The following is a 23,729-nucleotide window of genomic DNA, read 5'->3' on the forward strand; positions in this document are numbered from 1 at the left end:
CTTTTACTACCGAAGGCGTTAATAAGGTGCCCTTCCTTGCACGACACGCGGTGGGGTGCGCGCGGTCGGGGGTGTGGGTGGCTACCGTGTTCCGGTGGCGAAGGGGAGTGGCCTCGGCGTGCGTGGCTGGCTGCTGCTCGGCCTGACCACCGTGGTCGCGCTGGCCGCGACCGGAGTGTGGAACCCATTCCCCGGCATGTGGGACTGGGTCAACCGGCGGACGCCGATCTCCGAGCCGGACGTGGTCTGGCAGCAACGTATCGGTGGCACCCCGCGCAGCGTCACGATCGCCGGCGAAGCGGTGGTGGTCGAGCAACGCACCCGGGTCGAGGCACGCAGCCTGGCCGTCGGCAGCCAACTCTGGGAGCGCAAGGCCGACTGGAGTGCGGTGGCCGGCGGCGGTGCCGACGCCGTGGTGGTCGTCGGTCGCCTGCTGGTCAAGGGGTACGAGGTGCTCGACCCGACCACCGGAGTGACGCGCCGGCGCGACGACGATGCGGTGGCCGTCTGGACCTATCGCAATCTGTTGCTCGACGCGCGTTGTGTGGCGGCGACCGACTGCACGCTGAGCGCCTGGGAGCCGCGGGGCGTCGCACCGCTCTGGACGGCCTTCCTGCCCGGCGTCAGCAGCGGCCTGCTCGCCGACAATCCGAACCTGCTCGACACCCGCCGGCTCACCAGCGCGCGGATCCATGGTGAGGTGGCGGGCCCGGAAGCCGTACCGCCGCTGCTTGGCTTCCCGGTCGACGGGCGGGTGCACGTGGTGGACACCGCCACCGGCCGGGTCCTACAGAACGTGGAGCCGGGGCGGGACGAACGGCTCGCGGTGATCGGTGGCCGGCTGTTGCGCGTCGTCGCGCGGTCCCAGGACGGCAACTGCTACTTCACGATCTCGGGCCGGGACGCGGCCACCGGCCAGGAGACGTGGCAGCGTGCCGGGCTCAACCTGCGTACCGCCGACAGCGCCGGGTGTGTGCAGCGGGAGGACCCGTACGGCGCCCGCAACGTACTGGTCGGGGTCTCGCCGGACGGTCGGGAGGCGGTCCTCGACGGGTACGACGGGCGGCTGCTGCTGGCCACCGAGAACTCCGAACGAGTGCTCGCCGTGGACGACCGGTACGCGGTGGTGCGTACCGCCGACCGTGGTGCGCTCTCCGGCCGTGAACTCAGCTCCGGCCAGGTCCGCTGGAACCGGCCGGCCGGCGAGAAGGCGGGTGCGGCACTGACCCCGTACGCGGCCATCGTCGCCGACGAGAAGCCGAGCCGCCTGGTGGCCCTGGACCCCCGCACCGGGCAGGAGTTGGCCGCGTTGCGGTCCTCCGCCAACGCGCTGGCGGTCGGCCCGGCCGGCATGGTGATCGGGGAGGGCCGCGAGATCGGATACGTCCGTTTCGGTGGGGCGGCCGGCGATCCGGCGCGCAACGGCGACGGGAGCGTACCGGGGCCGGCCGGCACCGGACGGGTGCCGGCGCCGCAGGACAACTGCGGGCCGAAGAACGAACTGTGCGCGACCCCTGATTCCGGCAAGTGACCGCTCGCCGCACGGATGAGCACACCCCACCCGGCGGGTGGGACTGATCGAATCTTCTGCCCTAGGCTTTGCCGTCATGAGCGAGCGTGAGCGAGCGAATCATCGGCTCGGTGCGGTGGTGTCTCATGGCGGCACGGAGCGAAGCGGAGTGCCGGCATGAGCGCGGACTTCTCGTACGCCCCCCTGTTGCCGACCGGCCCTGATCAGACGGAGTACCGCCTGGTCACCGACGAGGGCGTCGACGTGGTGAACGGCCCGGGTGGGCGTCGGTTCCTCACCGTCGACCCGGCGGCGTTGACCGCGTTGACCGCCGAGGCGATGCATGACATCGCCCACTACCTGCGGCCCGCGCACCTGGCCCAGCTACGGTCGATCATCGACGATCCGGCGGCCTCGCCGAACGACCGGTTCGTCGCGCTGGACCTGCTGCGTAACGCCAACATCGCGGCCGGCGGGGTGCTGCCGATGTGTCAGGACACCGGCACCGCGATCGTGATGGGCAAGCGTGGCCGGCACGTGCTTACCGACGGCAGCGACGCCGAGGCGATCTCGCGTGGGGTCTGGCAGGCGTACACCCGGTTGAACCTGCGCTACTCCCAGCTCGCCCCGCTCACCATGTGGGAGGAGCGCAACACCGGCAGCAACCTGCCCGCCCAGGTGGAGCTGTACGCGGAGGACCCGGACGGGCACCCGGACGCGTACAAGTTCCTGTTCATGGCCAAGGGCGGTGGCTCGGCCAACAAGTCGTACCTCTACCAGGAGACCAAGGCACTGCTGAACCCGACGCGGATGATGCAGTTCCTGGAGGAGAAGCTGCGGCTGATCGGCACCTCCGCCTGCCCGCCGTACCACCTGGCCGTGGTGATCGGCGGCACCAGCGCCGAGTACGCCCTGAAGACCGCCAAGTACGCCTCCGCGAAGTACCTCGACGCGCTGCCCACCTCCGGCTCGATGACCGCGCACGGCTTCCGTGACCTGGAGCTGGAGGCGGAGGTGCTGGAGCTGACCCGCAACTTCGGCATCGGCGCGCAGTTCGGCGGGCGCTACTTCTGCCACGACGTACGGGTGGTGCGGCTGCCCCGGCACGGCGCGTCCTGCCCGGTGGCGATCGCGGTGTCCTGCTCGGCGGACCGGCAGGCGGTTGCGAAGATCACCCCGTCGGGCGTGTGGTTGGAGCGACTCGAAACCGACCCGGCCCGCTACCTGCCCGAGGTCACCGAGGCCCAGCTGGACACGACCGAGGTGGTACGGGTCGACCTGAACCGGCCGATGGACGAGATCCGCGCCGAGCTGTCGAAGTATCCGGTGAAGACCCGCCTGTCGCTGTCCGGCCCGTTGGTGGTCGCCCGGGACATCGCGCACGCCAAGATCGCCGAGCGGCTGGACGCGGGCGAGCCGATGCCGCAGTACCTGCGCGACCACGCGGTCTACTACGCCGGCCCGGCGAAGACCCCGGAGGGCTACGCGTCGGGTTCCTTCGGCCCGACCACGGCCGGGCGGATGGACGCGTACGTGGAGAAGTTCCAGGCTGCGGGCGGGTCGATGGTGATGCTCGCCAAGGGCAACCGCTCCGCCCAGGTGACCCGCTCCTGCGACCAGCACGGCGGCTTCTACCTCGGCTCGATCGGTGGCCCGGCCGCCCGGCTCGCCCAGGACTGCATCAAGCACGTCGAGGTCCTCGAATACCCGGAGTTGGGCATGGAGGCGGTCTGGAAGATCGAGGTGGAGGACTTCCCGGCCTTCATCGTGGTCGACGACAAGGGCAACGACTTCTTCGCCGAGGTGACCAAGCCCGTCCTCACCATCGGCCGCCACTGACCGCTCCGGCGACGGTAGTGCGACGATGCGAGCCCTCGGCGGGTTGCCGAGGGCTCGCCTGCCGGGTTCAGTAGGGCGTCTCGGACTCGTATAGGGCCGTTACACCCTCTCCCCGGTCAAGATCGGAGAGGGTCAGCCGCTTCACGGGGATCATGACGCGCTGGCCGGTGGAACCACTGCCAGCATCAAGCAACACTTCGACGGTCTCCGTCTTCGGTAGCTCACGCGGGCCGATCGCCAGGATCCTCCCGAAGTCTGCCTCCCGCTCGAACCTGTGGGCGGTCGATGACCGGGCTCTTGACGGGCGGGTAGAGCGCCGTCAGGCGGGCGGGTGTGGGGTCCGTCCGGCGGGGCCGGGCCGGGGAAACTGTTCATGGTCGGACCTCCCGTGTCCGATCAAGGTCCCGGGTTGGGGTGTCAGCGCCACCCGGGACCGACTGCAAGGTCTCCCGTTACCCTAAAGCCAACCTGTCTACCATGTCCATCCGACGAACAGCATGTACAGCATGGTGTGCCTGGACAGGTGAGACCTTGAAGGCATGATCGACCCTTGGTCACCGCGCTCGTTCGCTGAGCAGTTGGCCGACGTGCTACGGACGAAGATCGACAGCGGCGAGTGGCGGCCTGGGCACAAGCTTCCCGGGGAGATCACGCTGGCGCAGACCTACGACGTGGCGCGCGGCACCGTGCGGGCCGCGTTGGACCAGCTCCGCGAGGAGGGTCGGGTGGTCACCTTCACCGGCCGGGGCACGTTCGTCACACCCGAGGCCACCGGGAGTCCTGGCGCTTGACTGTTGGGCCCGCTTCCCGCGTCACCGGACGAGCGTTGCCTGAACCGGCTTCCCCGGGAGCGCTTCGACGGTCGCTTCGCCAGCCTCAATCCGGTCGCGTCCGAGGCATGCGCGTTGAACGTCAACGGTCAACAACGTCAACGGCATGGCTGGCAGGGGCGGTGCTAGAGATCTGATGCTGAGGTCACCAAGCCGGTCCTCGCCATCGCCCGCCACTCAGCAAGGTGAGAACCTCAGTTTCCTTCGTGTGTCACTGAGCCTTTGATGAACTAGGTTTGGTATCGTCGCGTTTGACGAAGAGGTGACGCATGCCATCGATCGAGATTGACGACGACACAGACCGGTACCTGTCCTTTGCTGCCGAGATCGCGGGTCTCAGCAAGGGACAGATCGTTGCGAAGTTGGTAGTGGACGCGCGTTCTCGCGTCAGGGCGCCACTACCGGAGGGCGGCGACCGAGAGGAGCCGAAGGCCGTACGGGTCTACGCCGACTACGCCGGCCACCGCACCTATGCCTCGTTTGTGCCCGGCCCCGGGCGGATGGAAATCACCTCCGGGCCGCTGGCCGGGCAGGTCTTCAAGACTCCGAGCCAGGCGGCTCGGGCGATCGTCAGTCATCACAAGCCGGAGGTGAGCCCGCATCGCAACGGCTGGAGCTTTTTCCTGATCGAGGAGAGCAACGTACCTCTCCAGACCCTTCGGCACCGCTGAGGTCGGCGTGGGCGTACGTCTTCGTAGACGAGGCCCAGAAACGCGGCCTGATCGTGGCCGCCGCTGCGGTAAGTGCAGTGATCGGCTGGCTGCTTGGTGCGTCAGACCGTCACTCGCAAAAAAACGGCCCCCGAAGGGGCCGTTCCTGCCGTATCTCTCGGCGTCGTATACGGCCACCATACACCAGCCAGGCAACCAAGAGGGGTGAACGTGGGCACAGTCGCCGCCTACATCGACGGCTTCAATCTGTACTACGGCATGAAGAGCAAGTACGGCCGCAAGCACATGTGGCTCGACGTCGTCGAACTCGTTCGCCAGCTCAGGTCCAAGGACACCGTCGCTTCGGTGCACTACTTCACCGCCATCGTCAAGAACGAACCTGCGGCTGCGCAGAATCAGACCAACTACATCGAAGCCATGAAGATCCGCAATGGGGCGGCGCTCACAGTGCACCTTGGCCGCTTCAAAGAGCGCACCATCCGGGACTGTCGGCGTTGCGGCCAGAGCTACACCTGCGGCTGCGGCCGCCCCTACAAGAGCTACGAGGAGAAGGGCACCGACGTAGCCCTTGGTGCCATGATGGTCGCCGATGCGGCTCTCCGGGTCGCTGACACCACCTTGTTGATCAGCGCCGACACTGATCTCGCTCCTGCCCTGGCCACCGTCAAGCAGGTCAACCCTGCACAACTGATCTACCTCGCGATGCCTCCCGGGAACACCCGGGCGTCCAGCCACCTCACCAGCATCGGCGCTTTGGGCCAGTTCTTCATCAGGGAACAAGCCCTGCGCAGCGCCCAACTACCCGGCATCGTGGCCGATCCCGTGACCGGACGAAGCTACACCCGCCCCAGCAAGTGGATCTAGTGTCCCGGGCTCGTCGGGTTGGTCCGCTGAACGGAAACGGCCTGGTCGACATCGGTGCGCCCGCCCTGTCGGGCGGGCGCACCGCCCCCGTCGATCGCACAGACGTGCAACCGAACAAAGTCTGCGGCCTGCCGCTTTCGATCCACTCTCAGATCGCTATCAGGACGATGGGACTCCCGTGACCGTCGGATTACGCTGATGGGAGTTGCACCAGTGCCGGGCGGGGGAGTGGATGCGGTTTCAGATCCTGGGGCCACTGTGCGTCGGTGGGGGCGAGGCCACCATCACCGCACGCCGGGACCGGGTCGTACTCGCGGTTCTGCTGCTGCGGACGAATCGCGTCGTTTCCGTGGACGAACTGGTCGACGCGATGTGGGAGGAAGACCCGCCGGCCACCGCCCGGGCACAGTTGCAGACCTGTGTGTCGCGGTTGCGACAGCGGCTGGCCGATCTCGGCCTGCCACCGGACACCATCGTCACCAATCCTGTCGGGTACGGCATCCGGACCAGCCCCGGTGAGCTGGACAGCGAGGTCTTCGCCCGGGGCGCCGATGCGGCCCGGGTGGCGCTCGCCTCGGGTCGGTTGTTCGACGCGCGCCGGCAGTTCCGCGCCGCGTTGGAGCTGTGGCGTGGGCCGGCGCTGAGCGGCATTCCGCACCGCAGCGTACGGCGGCGGGCCCAGTCCCTCGACGAGCAGCGCCTCACCGTGCTCGAAGAGTGTGTGGACGTCGAGCTCAGGCTCGGCCGCGCGGCGGCGTTGCTCGACGAGTTGACCGAGCAACTGGAGCAGCACCCGCTGCGGGAGCGGCTACGCGGGCAGCTCATGCTGGCGCTCTCCGCCGTCGGCCGGCAAGCCGACGCGCTCGCCCTGTACCGGGACGGTCGGCGCTTGTACGCCGAGGAACTCGGCATCGAGCCCGGAGCCGCTCTACAGGAACTGCACCAGCGGGTGCTCGCCGGTGACCTTGCCGTCGGCGGATCCGAGCGGCGGGCCACCGCCGCCGTCCACGCCCTGCCCCGGGCCATCAAGGATTTCACCGGACGGTCGGAGACCGTCGCCCGGCTGGTGAAGGAGATCGAGGAGGGGGAGAGCCGGATCCACCTGATCGACGGGATGGCCGGCAGCGGCAAGACCACCCTGGCCGTGCACGTGGCCACCCGGATCGGTGAGCAGTACCCCGACGCGCACCTCTTCATCGACCTGCACGGGCACAGCGAACGGGCGCCGTTGACTCCCGCCGCCGCGCTGGCCACCCTGCTGCGCCAACTTGGGGTCCCGGCCGAGCGGATCCCGGTCGACCTGGACGATCGGCTGGCCATCTGGCGTACCGAGCTGGCCGACCGGCGGGCCCTGGTGCTGCTGGACAATGCGGCGAGCGCCGAGCAGGTGGCGCCGCTGCTACCCAGCGGCGCCGGCTGCCTCACCTTGATCACCAGTCGGCGCCGGCTGGTCGGTCTCGACGAGGGACGGCCCTCGTCACTACCCGTGCTCGACGCCGACGAGGCGGTCGAACTGCTCGGGCGGGTAGCTGGCGAGACACGAATCGCCGCGGAACCGGCTGCGGCCGTCGAGGTGGTGCGCCGCTGCGGCTACCTGCCGCTGGCGATCCGGCTGGCCGGAGGCCGGCTGGTCCACCGTCCCCGATGGCGGATCGCCGACCTCGCCGACCGGCTCGGCGGGGCCCGCGACACCCTCGCCGAACTGGCCGCCGGCCAACGCTCGGTCGGGGATGCCTTCGCCCTGTCGTACGCCCAGGTGTCCCCGGCGGCGCAGCGCACCTTCCGGCTGCTCGGGTTGCATCCCGGGGTACGGGTCGACAACAACACCGCCGCCGCGATCGCCGGCGTACCGCTGGTCGAGGCGCAGGACGCGCTGGACGAGCTGGTCGACGCACACCTGATGGACGAGCCGGAGCCGGGCCGTTACCGCCTGCACGACCTAGTCCGTGAGTACGCCCGGACGCTGCTGTCCGATCCGGCCAACGCCGCCGAGCGGCACGTCGCCCTCGACGGGCTGCTGGACCACTACCTGCACGTGTCGGCTGCGCTCGGCCGGCAGACCGAGTCGCCGAACACCCGACAGACTTTCCGCCTGCCCCCGACATCCCGGCCGGACCTGGTGGCGAACTGCGTCGAGCAAGGGCTCGGCTGGCTCGACGAGAACCTCTGCGCGTTGGTGGCCATGCCCGCGCTCGCCGAGCAGGACTTTCCGCAACGTGCCTGGCAGTTGGCGCGGGCCAGCTGGCGGCTGCTCTACAACGGCGGCCACCTGGACGAGTTGGTCGAGCTGCACCGGGTGGGGCTGCGGGCGGCCGAGGTGCTCGGCGACGAGTCCACGCAGGCCCTGATGCTCAACTACCAGGCTTCCGCCTACTTCCGGCGGGCCCGCTTCGCGGAGTCGATCGCGTTGCTGCGGCGGGCCGTCGAGCTGTGCCGCCGCAGCGGTCCGCCCAGCCTGTTGCGAACCGTGCTGGAGAACATCGCCGTCAGCAGCCACGGCAACGGCGACCACCGCCAGGGCATCGCGTACCTCCGCGAGGCGGGTACGACCGTCAAGGGTGGCCACGAACTGGCCGAACGCTGTGCCCGGCTGAACAACCTGAGCTACGCCCTGTGCATCTGGGGTCGCTACGAGGCGGCGCTGCGGATCGCCCGCCTGCACCTGCTCGTGGCCCGCGAGGTCGGGGACCGCCGACAACTGGCCAACGCGGTGGGGCACATCGGCACCATCCGGCACCGGATGGGTCACACGGAGCCCGCGCGGCGGCTGCTGCTGACGGCGTTGACGCTCCAGCGCCGGGGCCACAACCGGTTCGACGAGGGCGAGCTGCTCAACGAACTGGGTGTGATGGAACGTGAGGCGGGTCGGCCGGACGAGGCGGCAGCCCTGCATCGGGAGGCGTTCGTCGCGATCAGCGAGGCCGGTGACCTGGTCGGCCAGTGCGGGTCGCGGAGCCTGCTGGCACGCGCCATTCTCGACCAGGGCGACGTTCGTAGCGCCCAGGACCTGTTCGGCCGGGTGCTGATCGACGCCACGAAGATCAGCCACCGGTACGAGCAGGCCCGCGCTCTGGACGGTCTCGCCCGGTGTCTGCGCCGCACCGACCCGGCGGCGGCCAGGTCGCACTGGGTGCGGGCGCTGTCGTTGCTGGAGCAGGTCGAGTCACCCGACGCGGCCGAGGTCCGCCGGTTGCTGGCCGAGCTGGACTGAGCCGGCTGCCGCGATCATCTGCACGTGCCCGCCGAGCGGGGCAGGATGGTACGCGTGACGACTCCAGAGACGACGGGCTACCGGATCGAACGCGACTCGATGGGCGAGGTGGAGGTGCCCGCCGAGGCGCTGTGGCGGGCCCAGACGCAGCGGGCGGTGCAGAACTTCCCGATCTCGGGTCGGGGCATCGAGCCCGCCCAGATCCGGGCGCTGGCCCAGATCAAGGGGGCGGCCGCCGAGGTGAACGGGGACCTGGGCGTGATCGATGCGAACGTGGCGGCGGCCATCGCCGCGGCCGCCGCCCACGTCGCCGACGGCGGGTACGACGACCAGTTCCCGGTCGACGTGTTCCAGACCGGCTCTGGCACCTCCTCCAACATGAACACCAACGAGGTGATCGCCACCCTGGCCGGCCGCGAGTTGGGCCGACAGGTGCATCCCAACGACGACGTCAACGCCTCCCAGTCGAGCAACGACGTCTTCCCGTCCTCGATCCACCTGGCCGCCACCGAGGCCGTCGTCCGCGACCTGCTGCCGGCGCTGGAGCACCTGGCCGGCGCGCTGGAAGCCAAGGCCGAGGAGTTCGACACGGTGGTCAAGGCGGGGCGTACCCACCTGATGGACGCCACGCCCGTCACTCTGGGCCAGGAATTCGGTGGGTACGCCGCACAGGTCCGCTATGGCGTCGAGCGGTTGACGGCGGTGCTGCCCCGGTTGGCCGAGCTGCCGCTGGGCGGTACGGCGGTCGGCACCGGCATCAACACCCCGCTGGGCTTCGCCGCCCGCGTGATCGAGAAGCTGCGCGACTCCACCGGGCTGCCGGTGACCGAGGCGCGGAATCACTTCGAGGCGCAGGGCGCACGGGACGCGCTGGTGGAAGCGTCCGGGCAGCTGCGTACCGTCGCGGTGGGCCTTTACAAGATCGCCAACGACATCCGCTGGATGGGTTCCGGCCCCCGCGCCGGCCTGCGCGAGCTGCGCATCCCCGATCTCCAGCCGGGCTCGTCGATCATGCCCGGCAAGGTCAACCCGGTGGTCTGCGAGGCGGTCCGGCAGGTCTGCGCGCAGGTGGTCGGCAACGACGCCACGGTGGCGTTCGCCGGGTCCCAGGGCGACTTCGAACTCAACGTGATGCTGCCGGTGATGGGCCGCAACCTGCTGGAGTCGATCCGGTTGATCGCCGCGTCGAGCCGCCTGCTCGCCGACCGCTGCGTGGTCGGCCTGGTCGCGGACGCCGAGGTCTGCCTGTCGTACGCCGAGGGCTCACCGTCGATCGTCACCCCACTCAACCGCTACCTCGGGTACGACGAGGCCGCCTCGATCGCCAAGGAGGCGTTGGCCAAGCAGATCTCCATCAAGGAGGTGGTGCTCGCCCGTGGCCACGTCGACTCCGGCAAGCTCAGCGATACCCAACTGGAGGAGGCGCTCGACCTGCTCCGGATGACCCACCCCTGAGCGCGTCGCCCGTGAGCCGTCCCTCGTTCACCCACCGCGCACCAGAGATCTTGGTACGAATGTGCCCCTGGAGGGGCGCGTTCGTACCAAGATCTGGGGTGCTGCGGTGTGGCAGCGAGTGGGGGCGGGACTGTTTGCGTTGGGTTGGGCGGGCGACTCGTGGTTGAGACTGAGCTGCTGCCCTGGCGACAACGGGCGTACCCGAGGAAGTGCGGTGCGGAGGGCTGGGTGGGTGGGGGTCAGGGGCGGGCGGCGGCTCTGCGGGCGCGGTAGGCGCTGACTGCCGCCCGGTTGCCGCAGCCGGCCTCGCAGAACCGGCGGGACCGGTTCTTGGAGAGGTCGACCAGCACGTTGTCGCAGTCGGGGTACTCGCAGGTGCGCAGCCTGCCCAGCTCGCCACCACGGACCACGTCGGCGACGGCCATTGCCGCCTCGACCGCCATTCTGGTGGCCAGCGGGGCGTCCCGGGGTACGGCGTGCAGGTGGTACGGCTCGTCGTCGTGGGTGATGAGTTGGGGCAGGGCGCGGTGTTCGCGGAGCAGCCCGTTGACGATCGAGACGATCTCGTCGATGTCGGCCTGCCAGATCCGGCGTAGCCGGGGGCGCAGAGCGCGTACCGCCCGCAGTTCGGCCTCGGTGTGTTCGTGTCGTCCGGTGTAGGAGTGGGCGGTGAAGAAGGTGTTCAACGCGGCCACGTCGGGCAGCCCTTCACCGCCCCGGCCGCCGGTGTTGACCAGCGCGGCGGTGGCGATCAGCGAACATTCGGTGTCATGGGCGAAAAGCAACTTGACTCCTGTCGCGGCCGGACCCTAGCGTCATCGGTGTAGCCCTAGTTTGCCCATGTCGGGGCGCCGTGCCAAGGAGAGCCATGCGTCAATCTTCCGCCGCCGGTGCCGGCCTCGCGCTGGCCCTGCTCTCCGCGGTCACCTTCGCCACGTCCGGTACGTTCGCCCGCTCGCTGATCGACGCCGGCTGGTCGGCCGAGGCCGTCGTCATGGCCCGAGTCGGCATCGCCGCCCTGGTGCTGGCGGTGCCCGCGCTGCTCGTCATGCGCGGCCGGTGGCCGGTGCTGCGCCGCAACCTCGCCTCGATCGGTGTCTTCGGACTGCTCGGGGTGGCCCTGGCCCAGGTCTGCTTCTTCAACGCGGTGCGTTACCTGCCGGTCGGCGTCGCACTGCTGCTGGAGTACCTCGGCATCATCCTCGTCGTCGGCTGGACCTGGCTGGTGCAGGGGCAACGCCCCCGCCGGCTGACCGTGGTCGGCTCCGTGGCGGCGCTCGCCGGCCTGGTCTTCGTGCTCGACCTGACCGGCGCTGCCCGGCTCGACCCGATCGGGGTGCTCTGGGGGCTGGGCGCGGCGGTCGGGCTGGCCGGCTACTTCGTGCTCGCCGGCCGGATCGACTCCGCGCTGCCCTCGGTCGTCATGGCCAGCGGCGGGATGGCCGTCGGCTCCTGCGCGCTGCTGCTGCTCGGCCTGCTCGGCGCGTTGCCGCTGCGGGCCACCTTCGGGACGGTGCAGTTCGCCGGGCAGCAGACAAGCTGGCTGGTGCCGATCGCCGGTCTCGTCCTGGTGGCCGCGGTGGTCGCCTACCTGGCCGGAATCGCCGCCGCCCGGATTCTCGGCGCGCGGCTGGCCTCGTTCGTCGGGCTGACCGAGGTGATGTTCGCGGTGCTGATCGCCTGGCTGCTGCTGGGTGAGCTGCCGGCGATCGTGCAACTGTTCGGCGGGGCGCTGATCGTGGCCGGGGTGGCGCTGGTCCGCCTGGACGAGCTACGCGCCCCGGTCGAGCCGACCCAGCCGAAAACGGCGGATCCGGCGCTCACGGCGTAAGGAAGGGCACCCTGTTAACGCCTGCGGTAGAGCACGGGCCCCTTGTTAACGCTGGTGCTGGTCGTACCGCCGGGGCCCTGCCTGACCGGCGCCCGGCCGGCGGTGGCGCCGGGCGCGACAGTGTCCTCGCTGGCCGGGTTGCCCGCTGCCCTGGTTGGCCTTTCCGGCGAAGGGGATCTTCCATCGTCTATCCGGCGCCAGTCTGGCGGAACGTCATGCGTTGATGTCTGATGACGCCACGTCCCTCAACGAGAGGATTCGATGTGGTGAGCAAGCGCTTCACCGTCGGTGTGGTCGCGACCGCGGCGGCACTGGCACTCGCGGTGACGGGTCTGGGCGTACCGGCCGGCGCCGAGCCGGCCAGCGTCCGAACCTTCACCGTGGTGGCGGAGGACGGCGTCTCCGCCGACGCGGCTCTCGCCGCGATCCGGTCGGCCGGCGGGACCGTGGTGTCCCGCACCGACGAGGTCGGTGTCTACCAGGTGACCAGCGACCGGGCCGACTTCGCGACGAAGGCGACTGCCGCCGCCGCGCTGATCGGTGCGGCCGAGCAGAAGGCGATCGGGCGTAAGCCCAAGCTGGACCGGGTCGAGCAGGAACACCTGCTGGCGGTGGCCGCCGCCAAGGGCGCCGGCAAGCTGCGGGGCAAGGCGAAGGCCGACCCGCTGGACGACAAGCTCTGGGGCCTGGAGATGATCCGGGCCGACAAGGCGCGCAAGATCGAGTCGGGCGACCGTCGGGTCACCGTCGGCGTGCTCGACACCGGCGTCGACGCCAGCCACCCGGACATCGCCCCGAACTTCAACTGGGCGCTGTCGCGGAACTTCGCCCCGGACATTCCCGAGGTCGACGGGCCGTGCGAGGTGGCGAGCTGCCTCGACCCGGTCGGCACCGACGACGGCGGACACGGTACGCACGTCGCCGGCACCATCGGCGCCGCCGCCAACGGTTTCGGCGTCTCGGGCGTCGCCCCGAACGTGTCGCTGGTCAACCTCAAGGGCGGTCAGGACTCGGGTTACTTCTTCCTCAACCCGGTGGTCAACGCCCTGCTGCACGCCGGCAAGTCGGGCCTGGACGTGGTCAACATGTCCTTCTACGTGGACCCGTGGCTCTACAACTGCACCGCCAACCCGGCCGACTCGCCGGAGGCACAGGCGGCGCAGCGCGCCACCATCCGGGCCATGAAGCGGGCGCTGACCTTCGCCCACAACCGGGGCGTCACCCTGGTCGGTGCGCTCGGCAACAACCACGAGGACCTCGGCGACCCGCGTACCGACGTGTCCAGCCCGAACTACGGTGACGTCGCGCCGTACCCCCGGGAGATCGACAACAACAGCTGCTGGGATCTGCCCACCGAAGGGCCGCACGTCATCAGCGTCTCGTCGGTCGGGCCGTCCGGTAAGAAGGCCGACTACTCGAACTACGGCACCGAGCAGACCGCCGTCGCCGCGCCGGGCGGTTGGTTCCGCGACGGCTTCGGCACCGACACGTTCCGGACCGACGCCAACATGATCCTGTCCACGTACCCGTTGAAGGTCCTCCAGGAGGAGGGCGCGGTGGACGAGGACGGCAACATCGTGCCGGGCGCCGAGACGTTCGTGTTCAAGGAGTGCAAGGCCAACGGGCAGTGCGCCTACTTCACGTACCTCCAGGGCACCTCGATGGCCGCCCCGCACGCCTCGGGCGTGGCCGCGCTCATCGTGAGCCGGTACGGCAAGCCGCAGGGCCGGGGTGGCTTCGGCCTGGCGCCGGACGTGGTCGAGCGGCAACTACTCCGGACGGCTGCCGAGCGGGCCTGCCCCGAGCCCCGGTTGCAGACCTACACCAACGAGGGTCGTCCGGCCGAGTTCGACGCCTACTGCGCCGGCTCGGCGAACTTCAACGGCTTCTACGGCCACGGCATCATCGACGCGTACGCGGCGGTGACCACTCCGCTGCGGCGGTAGGGCGCGGTCCGCGTTCCGGTCCGCGGTTCCGGTCCGCGGTTGCGGTTCCGGCGGAATGGCGGTTACCCGAGGTCTGGGTGACCGCCATTCCGGCGAAACGGAGATGATCACCGCCGCCATCCTGCGGCGGCGAGGGTGGTACGGATCTCCCGCAGCAGCCTCGGGAAGTCGCGGTGCAGGCGTCGGCTGGTCACGTGCAGCACCTGCCAGCCGGCCCCGACAAGCTGGTTGAGTCGCTGCCGGTCGAGGTGCATCCGCTCGGGGTCGCTGTGCCAGTGCCCGTCGTACTCGACCGCCACCCGGTATTCGGGCCAACACAGATCCAGGTGCAGGACCCGCCCGTTGGGCAGCCGTACCGGATGCTGGGTGACCGGCCGGGGCAGCCCGGCGAGGATCAGCCGGACACGTAACTGTGACTCCGGTGGCGACTGCGCGCCCGCATCGGCCAGCCCGAACACCCACCTGGCCCGCCGGCCGCCGGGCCGGCTCGCGTTCGCGCTGGCCACGGCATCGAGCCCGGCACAATCGACAAGTTCCCGCCCGAGCAGGGCGTCGATGATGCCGACCGCCCGGACGGGCTCCAGCCACACCGCGCACTCCCAGGCAGCCCAAACGGCATCCGACCGGAGCAGAACCGAGCCCGCCGACGCGGCGCTCGGAGTCGATCGGCGGGTGCGCTGGCCGAACGCGGCGGCCGACAACGACTGGCGAGGCGCGGCGGTCGTGGGCGGCGGGAGGGTGAGCTGCTCGACCGGGTCGCGGGGTGGTGCGGGATGCGGCTGGTCGTCGGTGTGGCGGGGTGGGGGAATTGGCTGGTCGTCGGGGTCGGGGTGTCGCGGGGGATGGTGCTGCTCGACCGGGTCGCGGGGTGGTGCGGGATGGGGTTGGAGGTCGGTGTCGCGGGGTGGTGGGGGATGGGGCTGGTCGTCGGGGTCGGGGTGTGGCGGCCGACGTGGGCCGAGGGTGTGCACCCGGATGCCGCGCTGCGAGCCGGGTCGGAGGTGCATCGGTGCGAGGACGTGCACGTCGTCGGTGAACGTGGCGGCGTGCTCGATGCCGTGCAGGTATGCCGCTGACGGTCCCGCGATCACCACGCCGGGTGGTAGGCGGAGGCAAGCCGCTCGGCAGCGCAGTTCGTGATCGCGGTCGAGGCGTGCGTCGGCGTACACGTCCTGCATCAGGCGGACCCAGGACGCGCCCCGAAGTTGGTGCCGGGTGAGTAGGCCATCGCGGGTCGCCTCGGAACCGCGGAACACCTGCCAGGCGAGGGCGGCGGGCCGGTACGGGAGAGGAGGCATGCCTCCACCGTGCAATCCCGACCTACCCCGCCGGCACCCCTGTGGACAACCCACCGCCACATGATCGTTGCCCGTTGTGGACAACCGCCGCACCGCAGCTCGGGTGTGGTATTGGGCCGACTCCGGCCCCGCCCCGGCGAGCCGATCGTGGCCAGCCACCGTTCCGCCGGAACGGCGGCTTCCACCGACCCGCCGGAACGGCGGCTTCCACCGATGGCGGACAGCGCCATTCCGGCGAAACCGTGCGGGCACCCGGAACCGTGGACCTGGGCGTCAGCGTAGGGCGGTGGCGATCGCGGTGGCGGCGGCGAGTACCTGGGCGCCGACCGTCTCGGCGTCCAGGGGGGCCAGGGCGACCACGCCGACACTTGCCTCCAGGCCGGGTACGCCGAGCACCGGGGCCGCGACCCCGTACGCGCCGGGTTGCAACTCGCCGACGGTGCTCACCGGGCCGGCGGCACCGGTCCGTCCGGCGAGGATGGCCTGCCCGGCGGCTCCCCGCTCCAACGGGTGGCGGGCGCCGGTCCGGTACGCCACGTGGAACGACGTCCAGCTTGGCTCGACCACCGCCAGCGCGACGCCCTCGCCGCCCTCGACCACGGTGAGGTGTGCGGTGGCTCCGGCCTGCTCGGCGAGGCGCCGCAGCGCCGGCAGGGCGCCCTCGGCGAGCAGCGGTTGGGCCCGCCGGGCCAGATGCAGCACGCCGGCACCCAGGCGTAGCCGACCATCGCCGTCACGGCGCAGCATCCCGTGCCCGGCCAGCGAGGTGACCAGCCGGTAGACGGCGGCCCGCCCGATGCCCAGCCGGCTCGCCGCCTCGGTGACGGTGAGCCCTCCGGGCGCGTCCGCCACCAGGTGCAGCAGCCGCAGCCCCCGATCCAACGTCTGCGAGGACTCCCCACCGGGGATCCCCGCCCCACCCCCACCCGTGCCACCACCCGCGCCCGCGCCACTGGCCGGGTCGGGGGTGGGCGTGGCGGGGGTAGGCGTGGCGGGTGGGGGCGGGTCGCTGCCGGGGGCCACGGGGGAAGTCACGATCAGCAGCGTACGACCCGGCTCCGGCCGACTGGAAAAACGACGGACGGCTACCCTTGTACGGTGACGCTTCGCCTGTACGACACCGCCGCCCGATCGGTGCGGGACTTCGTCCCGCGGGAAGCCGGCAAGGTGGGGGTCTACCTGTGTGGGCTCACTCTCCAGGCGCCGCCACACATCGGTCATCTCCGTTCCGGAGTCAACTATGACGTGCTGCGTCGCTGGTTGCTGGCGGCCGGCAACGAGGTCACCTTCATCCGGAACGTGACCGACATCGACGACAAGATCCTGGTCAAGGCGCAGGAGCAGGAGCGCCCGTTCTGGTCGATCGCGTACGCCAACGAGTTGAAGCTCGCCGAGGCGTACCGGGCGTTGAACGTGCTGCCGCCGACCTACGAGCCACGGGCCACCGGGCACATTCCGGAGATGCACGAGCTGATCGTGCAGTTGATCGACCGGGGGCACGCGTACCCGGCCACCGACGGCTCCGGCGACGTCTACTTCGACGTGCGGTCGTGGCCGGCGTACGGTGCGCTGTCCAACCAGTCGCCGGACGACATGCAGTCCGCCGACTGCGCGCCGGAACGCGGCAAGCGTGACCCGCGTGACTTCGCGCTCTGGAAGGGCGCCAAACCGGACGAGCCGGCGGACGCCTACTGGCCGTCGCCGTGGGGCCGGGGCCGTCCCGGCTGGCACATCGAGTGCTCGGCGATGTGCTGGCGCTACCTTGGCGCCGAGTTCGACATCCACGGCGGTGGGCTCGACCTGATCTTCCCGCACCACGAGAACGAACTGGCCCAGTCCCAGGCCGCCGACCTGCCGTTCGCCCGCTACTGGGTGCACCACGGCCTGCTCGGCATCGGCGGGACCAAGATGGGCAAGTCGCTCGGCAACACCCTCGACCTGGCGTACGTCGCCGGGCTCGGGGTGCGGCCGGTCGAGCTGCGCTACTACTACGTCGCCGCGCACTACCGCTCCCGGATCGACTACTCCGAGGAGGCGCTGTGCGATGCGGCCGTCGCGTACCGGCGGATCGAGGGTTTCGTGCAGCGGGCCATCGAGCGGGTGGGTGCCGGTCAGCTCGGCGAGTTGCCGGCCGCGTTCGCCGCCGCGATGGACGACGACCTGAACACCTCGGCCGCGTTGGCCGTGCTGCACGACGTGTTGCGCGACGGGAACAACGCGCTGGCCGGCGGGGACGATGTGACCGTCCGCACGGCGCTCGCCAGTATTCGCGCGATGCTGGATATCCTCGGCGTCGACCCCCTCGACCCGGCCTGGACCGGCGGCGCCCGGGCCAGCGACCTCCGTGGTGTGGTCGACTCCCTGGTCGCCCTCGCCCTGGAACAGCGTGCGCAGGCCCGGATCCGTAAGGACTGGGCCGCCGCCGACGCGCTGCGGGACCAACTCAAGCGGGCTGGAGTGGTGGTCGAGGACACCCCCCAAGGCCCGCGTTGGACTATTGGAGAGCATGACTGATGGCCGGCAATTCGCAACGTCGTGGCCGGCGGGTGACGTCGAAGGCAAGCGCCCCCAAGGGGTCCGGCGGCAAGAACCGGGACGCCCTCGCCGGGCGTGGTCGGACCCTGCCCGCCGACGAGCGGCCCTGGCACAAGGCGTACTCCGGCACGGAGAAACTGCCTCAGCGCACCGCCTGGAAGCAGGAGAAGGAACGCCGGGCCGCGGCCGACGAGGGGCGCGCCCCGAAGATCGGTCAGCCGGGCAGCAAGGACACCACCTGGGGCAAGGGTGGCGGCCGGGACAACAGCGGCGCCAAGCAGCCCGCCCGAGGTAAGCAGCCGGCCGGGCGCGGCGGCCCCCGGGTGGCACCCGGACGCAAGTCCAACCCGGCGAAGGACGCACCAGAACTGCTGGTCGGCCGTAACCCGGTGCTGGAGGCGCTGCGGACGCAGGTGCCGGCCACGGCGCTCTACACCGCGCAGGGCATCGACATCGACGAGCGGGTCAAGGAGATCGTCCGTACCGCGGCGGACCGGGGCATCGCCATCCTTGAGGTCAGCCGCGCAGAACTGGACCGGATGACCGGCGGCGTGCTGCACCAGGGCGTCGGCCTTCAGGTGCCGCCGTTCGCGTACGAACCGTTCGAGGATCTGGTCGCCGCCGCGCTGGAGCAGGCGGCGCCGCTGCTGGTGGCGCTGGACGGGGTCACCGATCCGCGCAACCTCGGCGCGGTGATCCGGTCGGCCGCCGCGTTCGGCGCGCAGGGTGTCTTCGTACCGGAGCGTCGGGCGGCCGGGATCACCGCGACCGCCTGGCGGACCAGCGCCGGTGCGGCGGCCCGGGTGCCGGTGGCCCAGGTCACCAACCTGACCCGGTCGTTGAAGGCGTGCCGGGACGCCGGCTTCGTGGTGGTCGGCCTGGACGCCGACGGCGAAACCGACCTGTACGACCTGGAGGCCGCCGTCGGCCCGCTGGTCGTGGTGGTCGGCTCGGAGGGACGGGGACTGTCCCGGCTGGTCGGGCAGACCTGCGACCTGACCGTCAGCATCCCGATGGTCTCCGACGTGGAATCGCTCAACGCGAGCGTGGCCGCTGCGGTCACGCTCGCCGAGGTGGCCCGCCGCCGGGCCGTCGAGGGCTGAGGCCCGCCGAGAAGCCCGCACAGTACGCGAAAGGGGCGGCCCGCCAGCAGCGGGCCGCCCCTTTCGCGTTGCTACGTCAGATCCGCTTGCCGGTGGTGGCGTGGAACACGTGGCTGCGGCCGGTACGCGGCTTCACGAAGATCGTGTCGCCCATGTTCGGGCTGTGCTGCCGGTCGGTCCGCACCACGAAGCGCTCGGAGGCACCGTCCAGGGCGGCGTGACCGTAGACGTTGGCGTCCGAACCGAGGTCCTCGACCAGCTCGACCACGACCGGCATGCCGCCCTCGGTCGGGCTGACGATGTCGCAGTCCTCCGGGCGGAAGCCCACGGTCACCTTGCCGTCGCCGCCCTCGGCGCCGGCCGCCTCGGCCTGCTCCCGGGTGAGCGGGACGAGCATCTCGGCGAACGACGCGCCCTGCTCGGTGAAGGATACAGTCTTGATGTTCATGGCGGGCGAGCCCATGAAGCCGGCGACGAAGACGTTGGCCGGGGTGTCGTAGAGCGCACGCGGGGTGTCCACCTGCTGGAGCACACCGTCGAGCATGACCGCCACCCGGTGACCCATGGTCATGGCCTCGACCTGGTCGTGGGTCACGTAGACGGTGGTGACGCCGAGCTTGGCCTGCAACGAGGCGATCTGGGTACGGGTCTGCACCCGGAGCTTGGCGTCGAGGTTCGACAGCGGCTCGTCCATCAGGAAGACCTGGGGCTCACGAACGATGGCCCGGCCCATCGCGACCCGCTGACGCTGACCGCCGGAGAGCGCCTTGGGCTTGCGGCTGAGGAACTCCTCCAGCTGGAGCAGCGCCGCCGCCTCCTTGACCCGCCGGTCGATCTCGGCCTTCGAGGTCTTGCGCAGCTTGAGCGCGAACGCCATGTTCTCGTACACCGTCATGTGCGGGTAGAGGGCGTAGTTCTGGAAGACCATCGCGATGTCGCGAGCCTTCGGCGGGAGGTGGGTGACGTCCCGGTCGTCGATGTAGATCGCGCCGTCGTCGACGTCCTCCAGGCCGGCGAGCATGCGCAGGCTGGTGGACTTACCGCAACCGGAAGGGCCGACCAGGACGAGGAACTCGCCGTCGCCGATCTGGAGGTCGAGCTGGTTGACCGCGGGGCGTTCGGTGCCCGGGTAGATCCGGGACGCCTTCGCGTAGGTGACCGTAGCCATGAGGGGACGCTTCCTTTCACCGGCAGGAACGTGCCGGACGATCCGAGTGAAGGAGCGACCGGCACGGAAGCCCGTACCGGCGCCACGGCCGCCAAGGGACGAGCCCATGTCGGCCGTGTCACTGCACGGTAAACGGCTTTCGCCCCGCTGCCAAGGTCGGGGACAGTGGATGGGACGGGCGGCTTGCGCATTCCGGTCACTCGGGCACGGTCGGACACGAATCGACGTCCGCGCGTCGGGATGTTGACGTTTCCCGTGCTCGGGACCCCTGCCGGGCGGGAAAAGCGGACGTCGGTCGCTATGCTGACCACGGCACACTGCCCCTGTAGCTCAGCTGGCCAGAGCACCCGCCTTGTAAGCGGGATGTCGCCGGTTCGATCCCGGCCGGGGGCTCCATCCGTACCGCGTACGGCACACCGAGCTGACACCTCGGTGTGGCCGGGTGTTCAGGTGGGCTCGTTACGCTCCGTCTCCACCCGTCGGTCGCAACGAGGGACGCCCTCCGCCGTGCACCATGCCAACCACTACTACGGGCACTCCCAGGTGCTGGCCCGGTACTGCGGTTTCGACGGTGACGATCCGCCGCGTATCCACGGCTACCTCCAGCATGGCTGGAACATCGGCGACGGGATGGCGCCCGACCACGAGTTCGTCCCCGGGGTGCCGCTCTTCCTCTGGTCCGAGCGGACCAGGCGACGGGCCTGGTCGCTCGGCCGCCGGCAGACGTACGTGGTCGGGTCGCCGTGGGCGTACCTGCTGGCCATGGCGCCCGACGGCGAGCGGCGGCGGGAGGGCACGATCTGGTACCCGTTCCACGGCTGGGAGGGGCAACAGGTGGTGGGCGACCACGGCCGGCTGATCGACGAGATCCGGGCGGTGGAGTCGGGCCCGGTGACGGTCTGCCTCTACTGGCAGGAGTACCGGTCGGCACGGGTACGGCGACACTACGAGCGGGCCGGCTTCCGGGTCGTCTGCCACGGCTACCGGGGCGGCCGGTGGCGCGACCTCGACCCGGACTTCCTCCACCGGCAGCTCGCCGAGCTACGCCGGCATCGGCGGGTCGCCTCGAACCGGCTGTGCAGCGCGATCTTCTACGGCGTTCTGGCCGGCTGCGAACCGGCCGTCTACGGCGATCCGATGCAGTTGGCGGGGGAGGCCCCGGTCTGGGGCGGTCAGCCGAGGATCCGCCGGCATTGGGCGCACCTGCACGGCCCGCAGGTCGACGTGGCTGCCGCCCGCGCGCTGGCCGTCGCCGAGCTGGGTGCCGATCGCCTGCTGCCCCCGGCCGAGCTGCGCCAGCTCTTCCGCTGGCCGACCCCGGCCCCGACCCCGACCCCGGCCCCGGCCCCGACCCCGGCCCCGCACCTGGCCCCGACCTCGGCCCCGCACCCGACCCCGCACCCGGCCCCGCACCCGGCCCCGGCCCCGACCTCGGCCCCGCACCTGGCCCCGACCTCGGCCCCGCACCCGACCCCGCACCCGGCCCCGCACCCGGCCCCGGCCACGGCCCTGACCCCGGGCCCGGGCCGGACCGTCCGATCCGGCCAGCCGCCGATCTACCGCAGCGGAGTGTCGGCGTGAGCGTGCACCTGCTGGGCGGCGAGATGCTGGGCTGGTCGGATCTTGATGGCCGGCACGGTCCTGGCCCGGTCCGCGGACCGGCGATCACCGCCCTGCTGGCCGCCGGGTCGAGCCGCCCGGATCTTCCGCCGGGTGGCGGCCGTACCCTCGTTGTCGGGCCGCACGACCCGGAACTGGTCGACGTGCTGGACCCGGCAGACCTGACCGTGCTGGTGCGGGGACTGCCGGACGCCGAGGCGCTGGTCGCCCGGTACGCGGACCGGCCCGGCGTCCAGGTGTGTTGCGGCAGCCCGGAGAAGCTCGCCACGATGCCGGCGTACGACACCGTGATCGCCCTGGACGGGCTGGCCCGGCTGAGTTCGGTCGAGGGCCCGGAGCTGACCTGGGGCGAAGCCTTCGACCTGCTCGTCTCGGTGCTCCGGCCGGGTGGCCGGCTGCTGCTCGGAGTCGAGAACTTCCTTGGTACGCACCGGCTGCTGGCGCTGCCCGGGGAGGGCACCGACTCCGACTGGGCGGCGCTCGGCGAGTACGACGACACCCGCCCGGCGGGCCTGACCCGGCTGCGGCAGCGGTTGGCCGCAGCCGGATTGTGGACCGCCGGCACCTGGGCCGCCTTCCCCACCCCACTGGCACCCGCCGCCCTGCTCAGCCCGGAACTGCTGGCCGACGAGACGGTCCTCGGCTTCCTCCAGGCCACGTCGACCGGTCAGCTGTTCGTCGACCGGGCGGCCGGGGCAGGCCGCCGCGAGTCGCCCGAGCTGACCGACCGGGCGGCTGGGGCGGGCCGCTGGGAATCGGTCGCGCTGACGGACCGGGCGGTCGGGGCGGGCCGTTGGGAATCGGTCGCGCTGACGGACCGGGCGGTCGGGGCAGGGCGGTGGGAGTCGGTCGGGCTTGCGGCACCGGTGTTGGCCGATCCGGGCCGGGTGGTGGGGGCCGCCATCCGGCACGGGACGGCGACCGAGCTGGCCCCCGGCTGGGTGGTGTTGACCGAGCGCGTCCGCACCGCCGACCCGCACACCGATGGCCCGGTCGGCGGAGCACTGCCCGCAGACGTGCATGGCTCGGTCGGTGCAGCACTGCACGCCGACTCGTACGACGGTGGCCCGGTCGGCGGAACGCTGCCTGCAAACCCGCATGGCTCGGTTGGTGCAGCACTGCACGCCGACTCGTACTCCGGTGGCTTGGTCGGCGGAGCACTGCCGGCGGCGGTGCTGACGTATGCCGGCCGGCTTCGGCAGGTCCAGCGTGAGCCGGGCGGCGGGTGGCGGTTCGTCGGCGGTGGGCCGGTGCCGTCGGGGCGTACCGTCGAGGATCTGGTGGTGGCCGGGACGTTGCGGCGGGACCTGCCCGCGGTGCGCGCGTTGCTGACTGCCTGGCAGGCCGGCCCGCAGGCGGGGGTGCCGGCGGACCAGGTGGTGGTCGCACCGGACGATGCCTGGCACGGCCTCACGGAAGCCGCCGGGCCGGCGGAGGCGTTGTGGCGCCTGGCGGATCGGTTTGTCGACGCCGGGCTCGCCCAACTTTGGCCGGCCGGCGAACTGGTGGCCACCCTCACCGCGATGTCCGGACGGGCACCGGAGGCACCCGCCGAGCACCGCCGTCGAACCGTCAGCCGGGGCTGGCGGGAACTGCTGGTGGACCGGGATCGGCTGGCCCGCGAACTGGCCGAGGCCCGGGCCCGGCAGGAGTGGTACGAGCGGACGTTGACCGAGCGCGACGACGAGCTGAAGCGGCTACGCCGGATCGTCTCGTTGCTCAGCGGCACCCCGACCACCCGCGCCGGCCGCGTCATCCTGGCCGGCGCCCGCACCGCCCGCGCCGCTCTCCGTCAGCTGCGCACCCCGGACTGACCCGGCACCCGCACACGCTGACCCTGCGCGCCCC

At 71.1% G+C, this 23,729-nt stretch carries 16 protein-coding genes, 1 tRNA gene and 1 pseudogene; 14 read left to right on the plus strand and 4 right to left on the minus strand.

The genetic code is table 11. The features are described 5' to 3' along the window. Positions 1–94: 94 nt before the first annotated feature. From E0H26_RS06195 to E0H26_RS06225, 7 genes are all read left to right on the plus strand, one after another. Entirely contained in the window at positions 95–1,531 is a 1,437-nt protein-coding gene (locus E0H26_RS06195; RefSeq protein ID WP_131301863.1) for an outer membrane protein assembly factor BamB family protein, read from the plus strand. Positions 1,532–1,687: 156 nt separating this feature from the next. After that, the gene (locus tag E0H26_RS06200) at positions 1,688–3,349 is read left to right on the plus strand and encodes a fumarate hydratase (protein WP_131301866.1); all 1,662 of its coding nucleotides are present in this window, start codon (positions 1,688–1,690) and stop codon (positions 3,347–3,349) included. A 539-nt stretch (positions 3,350–3,888) separates the two neighbouring features. Next, positions 3,889–4,140 carry a GntR family transcriptional regulator gene (locus tag E0H26_RS06205; protein WP_131301869.1) on the plus strand — a complete coding sequence of 84 codons (252 nt, stop codon included), beginning with the start codon at positions 3,889–3,891 and terminating at the stop codon, positions 4,138–4,140. Positions 4,141–4,448: 308 nt separating this feature from the next. Continuing rightward, positions 4,449–4,850, plus strand: a complete 402-nt coding sequence (locus E0H26_RS06210; RefSeq protein WP_131301872.1) for a hypothetical protein — start codon at positions 4,449–4,451, stop codon at positions 4,848–4,850. A 210-nt stretch (positions 4,851–5,060) separates the two neighbouring features. Beyond that, positions 5,061–5,714: an NYN domain-containing protein gene (locus tag E0H26_RS06215; RefSeq protein ID WP_131301875.1), complete on the plus strand. Its 654-nt coding sequence runs from the start codon at positions 5,061–5,063 to the stop codon at positions 5,712–5,714. A 232-nt stretch (positions 5,715–5,946) separates the two neighbouring features. Further along, entirely contained in the window at positions 5,947–8,925 is a 2,979-nt protein-coding gene (locus E0H26_RS06220; protein WP_131301878.1) for an AfsR/SARP family transcriptional regulator, read from the plus strand. Positions 8,926–8,970: 45 nt separating this feature from the next. Beyond that, entirely contained in the window at positions 8,971–10,380 is a 1,410-nt protein-coding gene (locus E0H26_RS06225; RefSeq protein WP_206024903.1) for a class II fumarate hydratase, read from the plus strand. A gap of 239 nt (positions 10,381–10,619) precedes the next feature. Here the strand turns inward: E0H26_RS06225 and E0H26_RS06230 are convergent, their stop codons facing one another. Further along, positions 10,620–11,165 (minus strand): CGNR zinc finger domain-containing protein, encoded by a 546-nt coding sequence (locus tag E0H26_RS06230; RefSeq protein ID WP_131301884.1) that lies wholly within the window; start codon positions 11,163–11,165, stop codon positions 10,620–10,622. Positions 11,166–11,248: 83 nt separating this feature from the next. Between E0H26_RS06230 and E0H26_RS06235 the strand changes: the two genes are divergently transcribed. Next, positions 11,249–12,211, plus strand: a complete 963-nt coding sequence (locus tag E0H26_RS06235; RefSeq protein ID WP_131301887.1) for an EamA family transporter — start codon at positions 11,249–11,251, stop codon at positions 12,209–12,211. A gap of 266 nt (positions 12,212–12,477) precedes the next feature. Beyond that, positions 12,478–14,157, plus strand: coding sequence for a S8 family serine peptidase (locus E0H26_RS06240; protein WP_131301890.1), 1,680 nt, complete (start codon positions 12,478–12,480; stop codon positions 14,155–14,157). A gap of 107 nt (positions 14,158–14,264) precedes the next feature. Here the strand turns inward: E0H26_RS06240 and E0H26_RS06245 are convergent, their stop codons facing one another. Together E0H26_RS06245 and E0H26_RS06250 are read right to left on the minus strand one after the other, a co-directional pair. Continuing rightward, positions 14,265–15,455, minus strand: a complete 1,191-nt coding sequence (locus E0H26_RS06245; protein ID WP_131301894.1) for an endonuclease domain-containing protein — start codon at positions 15,453–15,455, stop codon at positions 14,265–14,267. A 273-nt stretch (positions 15,456–15,728) separates the two neighbouring features. Beyond that, positions 15,729–16,364, minus strand: coding sequence for an IclR family transcriptional regulator (locus tag E0H26_RS06250; protein ID WP_131302604.1), 636 nt, complete (start codon positions 16,362–16,364; stop codon positions 15,729–15,731). A gap of 189 nt (positions 16,365–16,553) precedes the next feature. Between E0H26_RS06250 and cysS the strand changes: the two genes are divergently transcribed. Then, positions 16,554–17,969, plus strand: coding sequence for a cysteine--tRNA ligase (gene cysS / locus E0H26_RS06255; RefSeq protein ID WP_131301897.1), 1,416 nt, complete (start codon positions 16,554–16,556; stop codon positions 17,967–17,969). Then, entirely contained in the window at positions 17,969–19,093 is a 1,125-nt protein-coding gene (gene rlmB / locus E0H26_RS06260; protein WP_131301901.1) for a 23S rRNA (guanosine(2251)-2'-O)-methyltransferase RlmB, read from the plus strand. Before cysS ends, rlmB begins: the two co-directional genes overlap by 1 nt. 76 nt (positions 19,094–19,169) lie before the next feature. On the opposite strand, the gene E0H26_RS06265 is transcribed toward rlmB, so the two are convergent. Next, entirely contained in the window at positions 19,170–20,261 is a 1,092-nt protein-coding gene (locus E0H26_RS06265) for an ABC transporter ATP-binding protein (protein WP_131301904.1), read from the minus strand. Between the two features lie 319 nt (positions 20,262–20,580). Here E0H26_RS06265 and E0H26_RS06270 point away from each other — a divergent pair. From E0H26_RS06270 to E0H26_RS29155, 3 genes and pseudogenes are all read left to right on the plus strand, one after another. Beyond that, positions 20,581–20,657: transfer RNA gene (locus tag E0H26_RS06270), tRNA-Thr, on the plus strand. Between the two features lie 111 nt (positions 20,658–20,768). Then, a pseudogene (locus E0H26_RS06275) lies at positions 20,769–21,572 on the plus strand (hypothetical protein); the annotation flags it as partial. Between the two features lie 266 nt (positions 21,573–21,838). Further along, complete coding sequence (locus E0H26_RS29155) at positions 21,839–23,695, plus strand: hypothetical protein (RefSeq protein ID WP_165521768.1); 1,857 nt, start codon at positions 21,839–21,841, stop codon at positions 23,693–23,695. Positions 23,696–23,729 lie beyond the last annotated feature (34 nt).

The organism is Micromonospora zingiberis (assembly GCF_004331455.1).
Lineage (GTDB): Bacteria > Actinomycetota > Actinomycetes > Mycobacteriales > Micromonosporaceae > Micromonospora > Micromonospora zingiberis.

Bases quoted from the DNA above. Each gene is read 5' to 3' on its own strand.
- E0H26_RS06205 (WP_131301869.1), top strand. From the start codon at position 3,889: ATGATCGACCCTTGGTCACCGCGCTCGTTCGCTGAGCAGTTGGCCGAC.
- E0H26_RS06220 (WP_131301878.1), top strand. From the start codon at position 5,947: ATGCGGTTTCAGATCCTGGGGCCACTGTGCGTCGGTGGGGGCGAGGCC.
- E0H26_RS06265 (WP_131301904.1), bottom strand. From the start codon at position 20,261: ATGGCTACGGTCACCTACGCGAAGGCGTCCCGGATCTACCCGGGCACC.
- E0H26_RS06210 (WP_131301872.1), top strand. From the start codon at position 4,449: ATGCCATCGATCGAGATTGACGACGACACAGACCGGTACCTGTCCTTT.
- rlmB (WP_131301901.1), top strand. From the start codon at position 17,969: ATGGCCGGCAATTCGCAACGTCGTGGCCGGCGGGTGACGTCGAAGGCA.
- E0H26_RS06245 (WP_131301894.1), bottom strand. From the start codon at position 15,455: ATGCCTCCTCTCCCGTACCGGCCCGCCGCCCTCGCCTGGCAGGTGTTC.
- E0H26_RS06235 (WP_131301887.1), top strand. From the start codon at position 11,249: ATGCGTCAATCTTCCGCCGCCGGTGCCGGCCTCGCGCTGGCCCTGCTC.
- E0H26_RS06200 (WP_131301866.1), top strand. From the start codon at position 1,688: ATGAGCGCGGACTTCTCGTACGCCCCCCTGTTGCCGACCGGCCCTGAT.
- E0H26_RS06225 (WP_206024903.1), top strand. From the start codon at position 8,971: ATGGTACGCGTGACGACTCCAGAGACGACGGGCTACCGGATCGAACGC.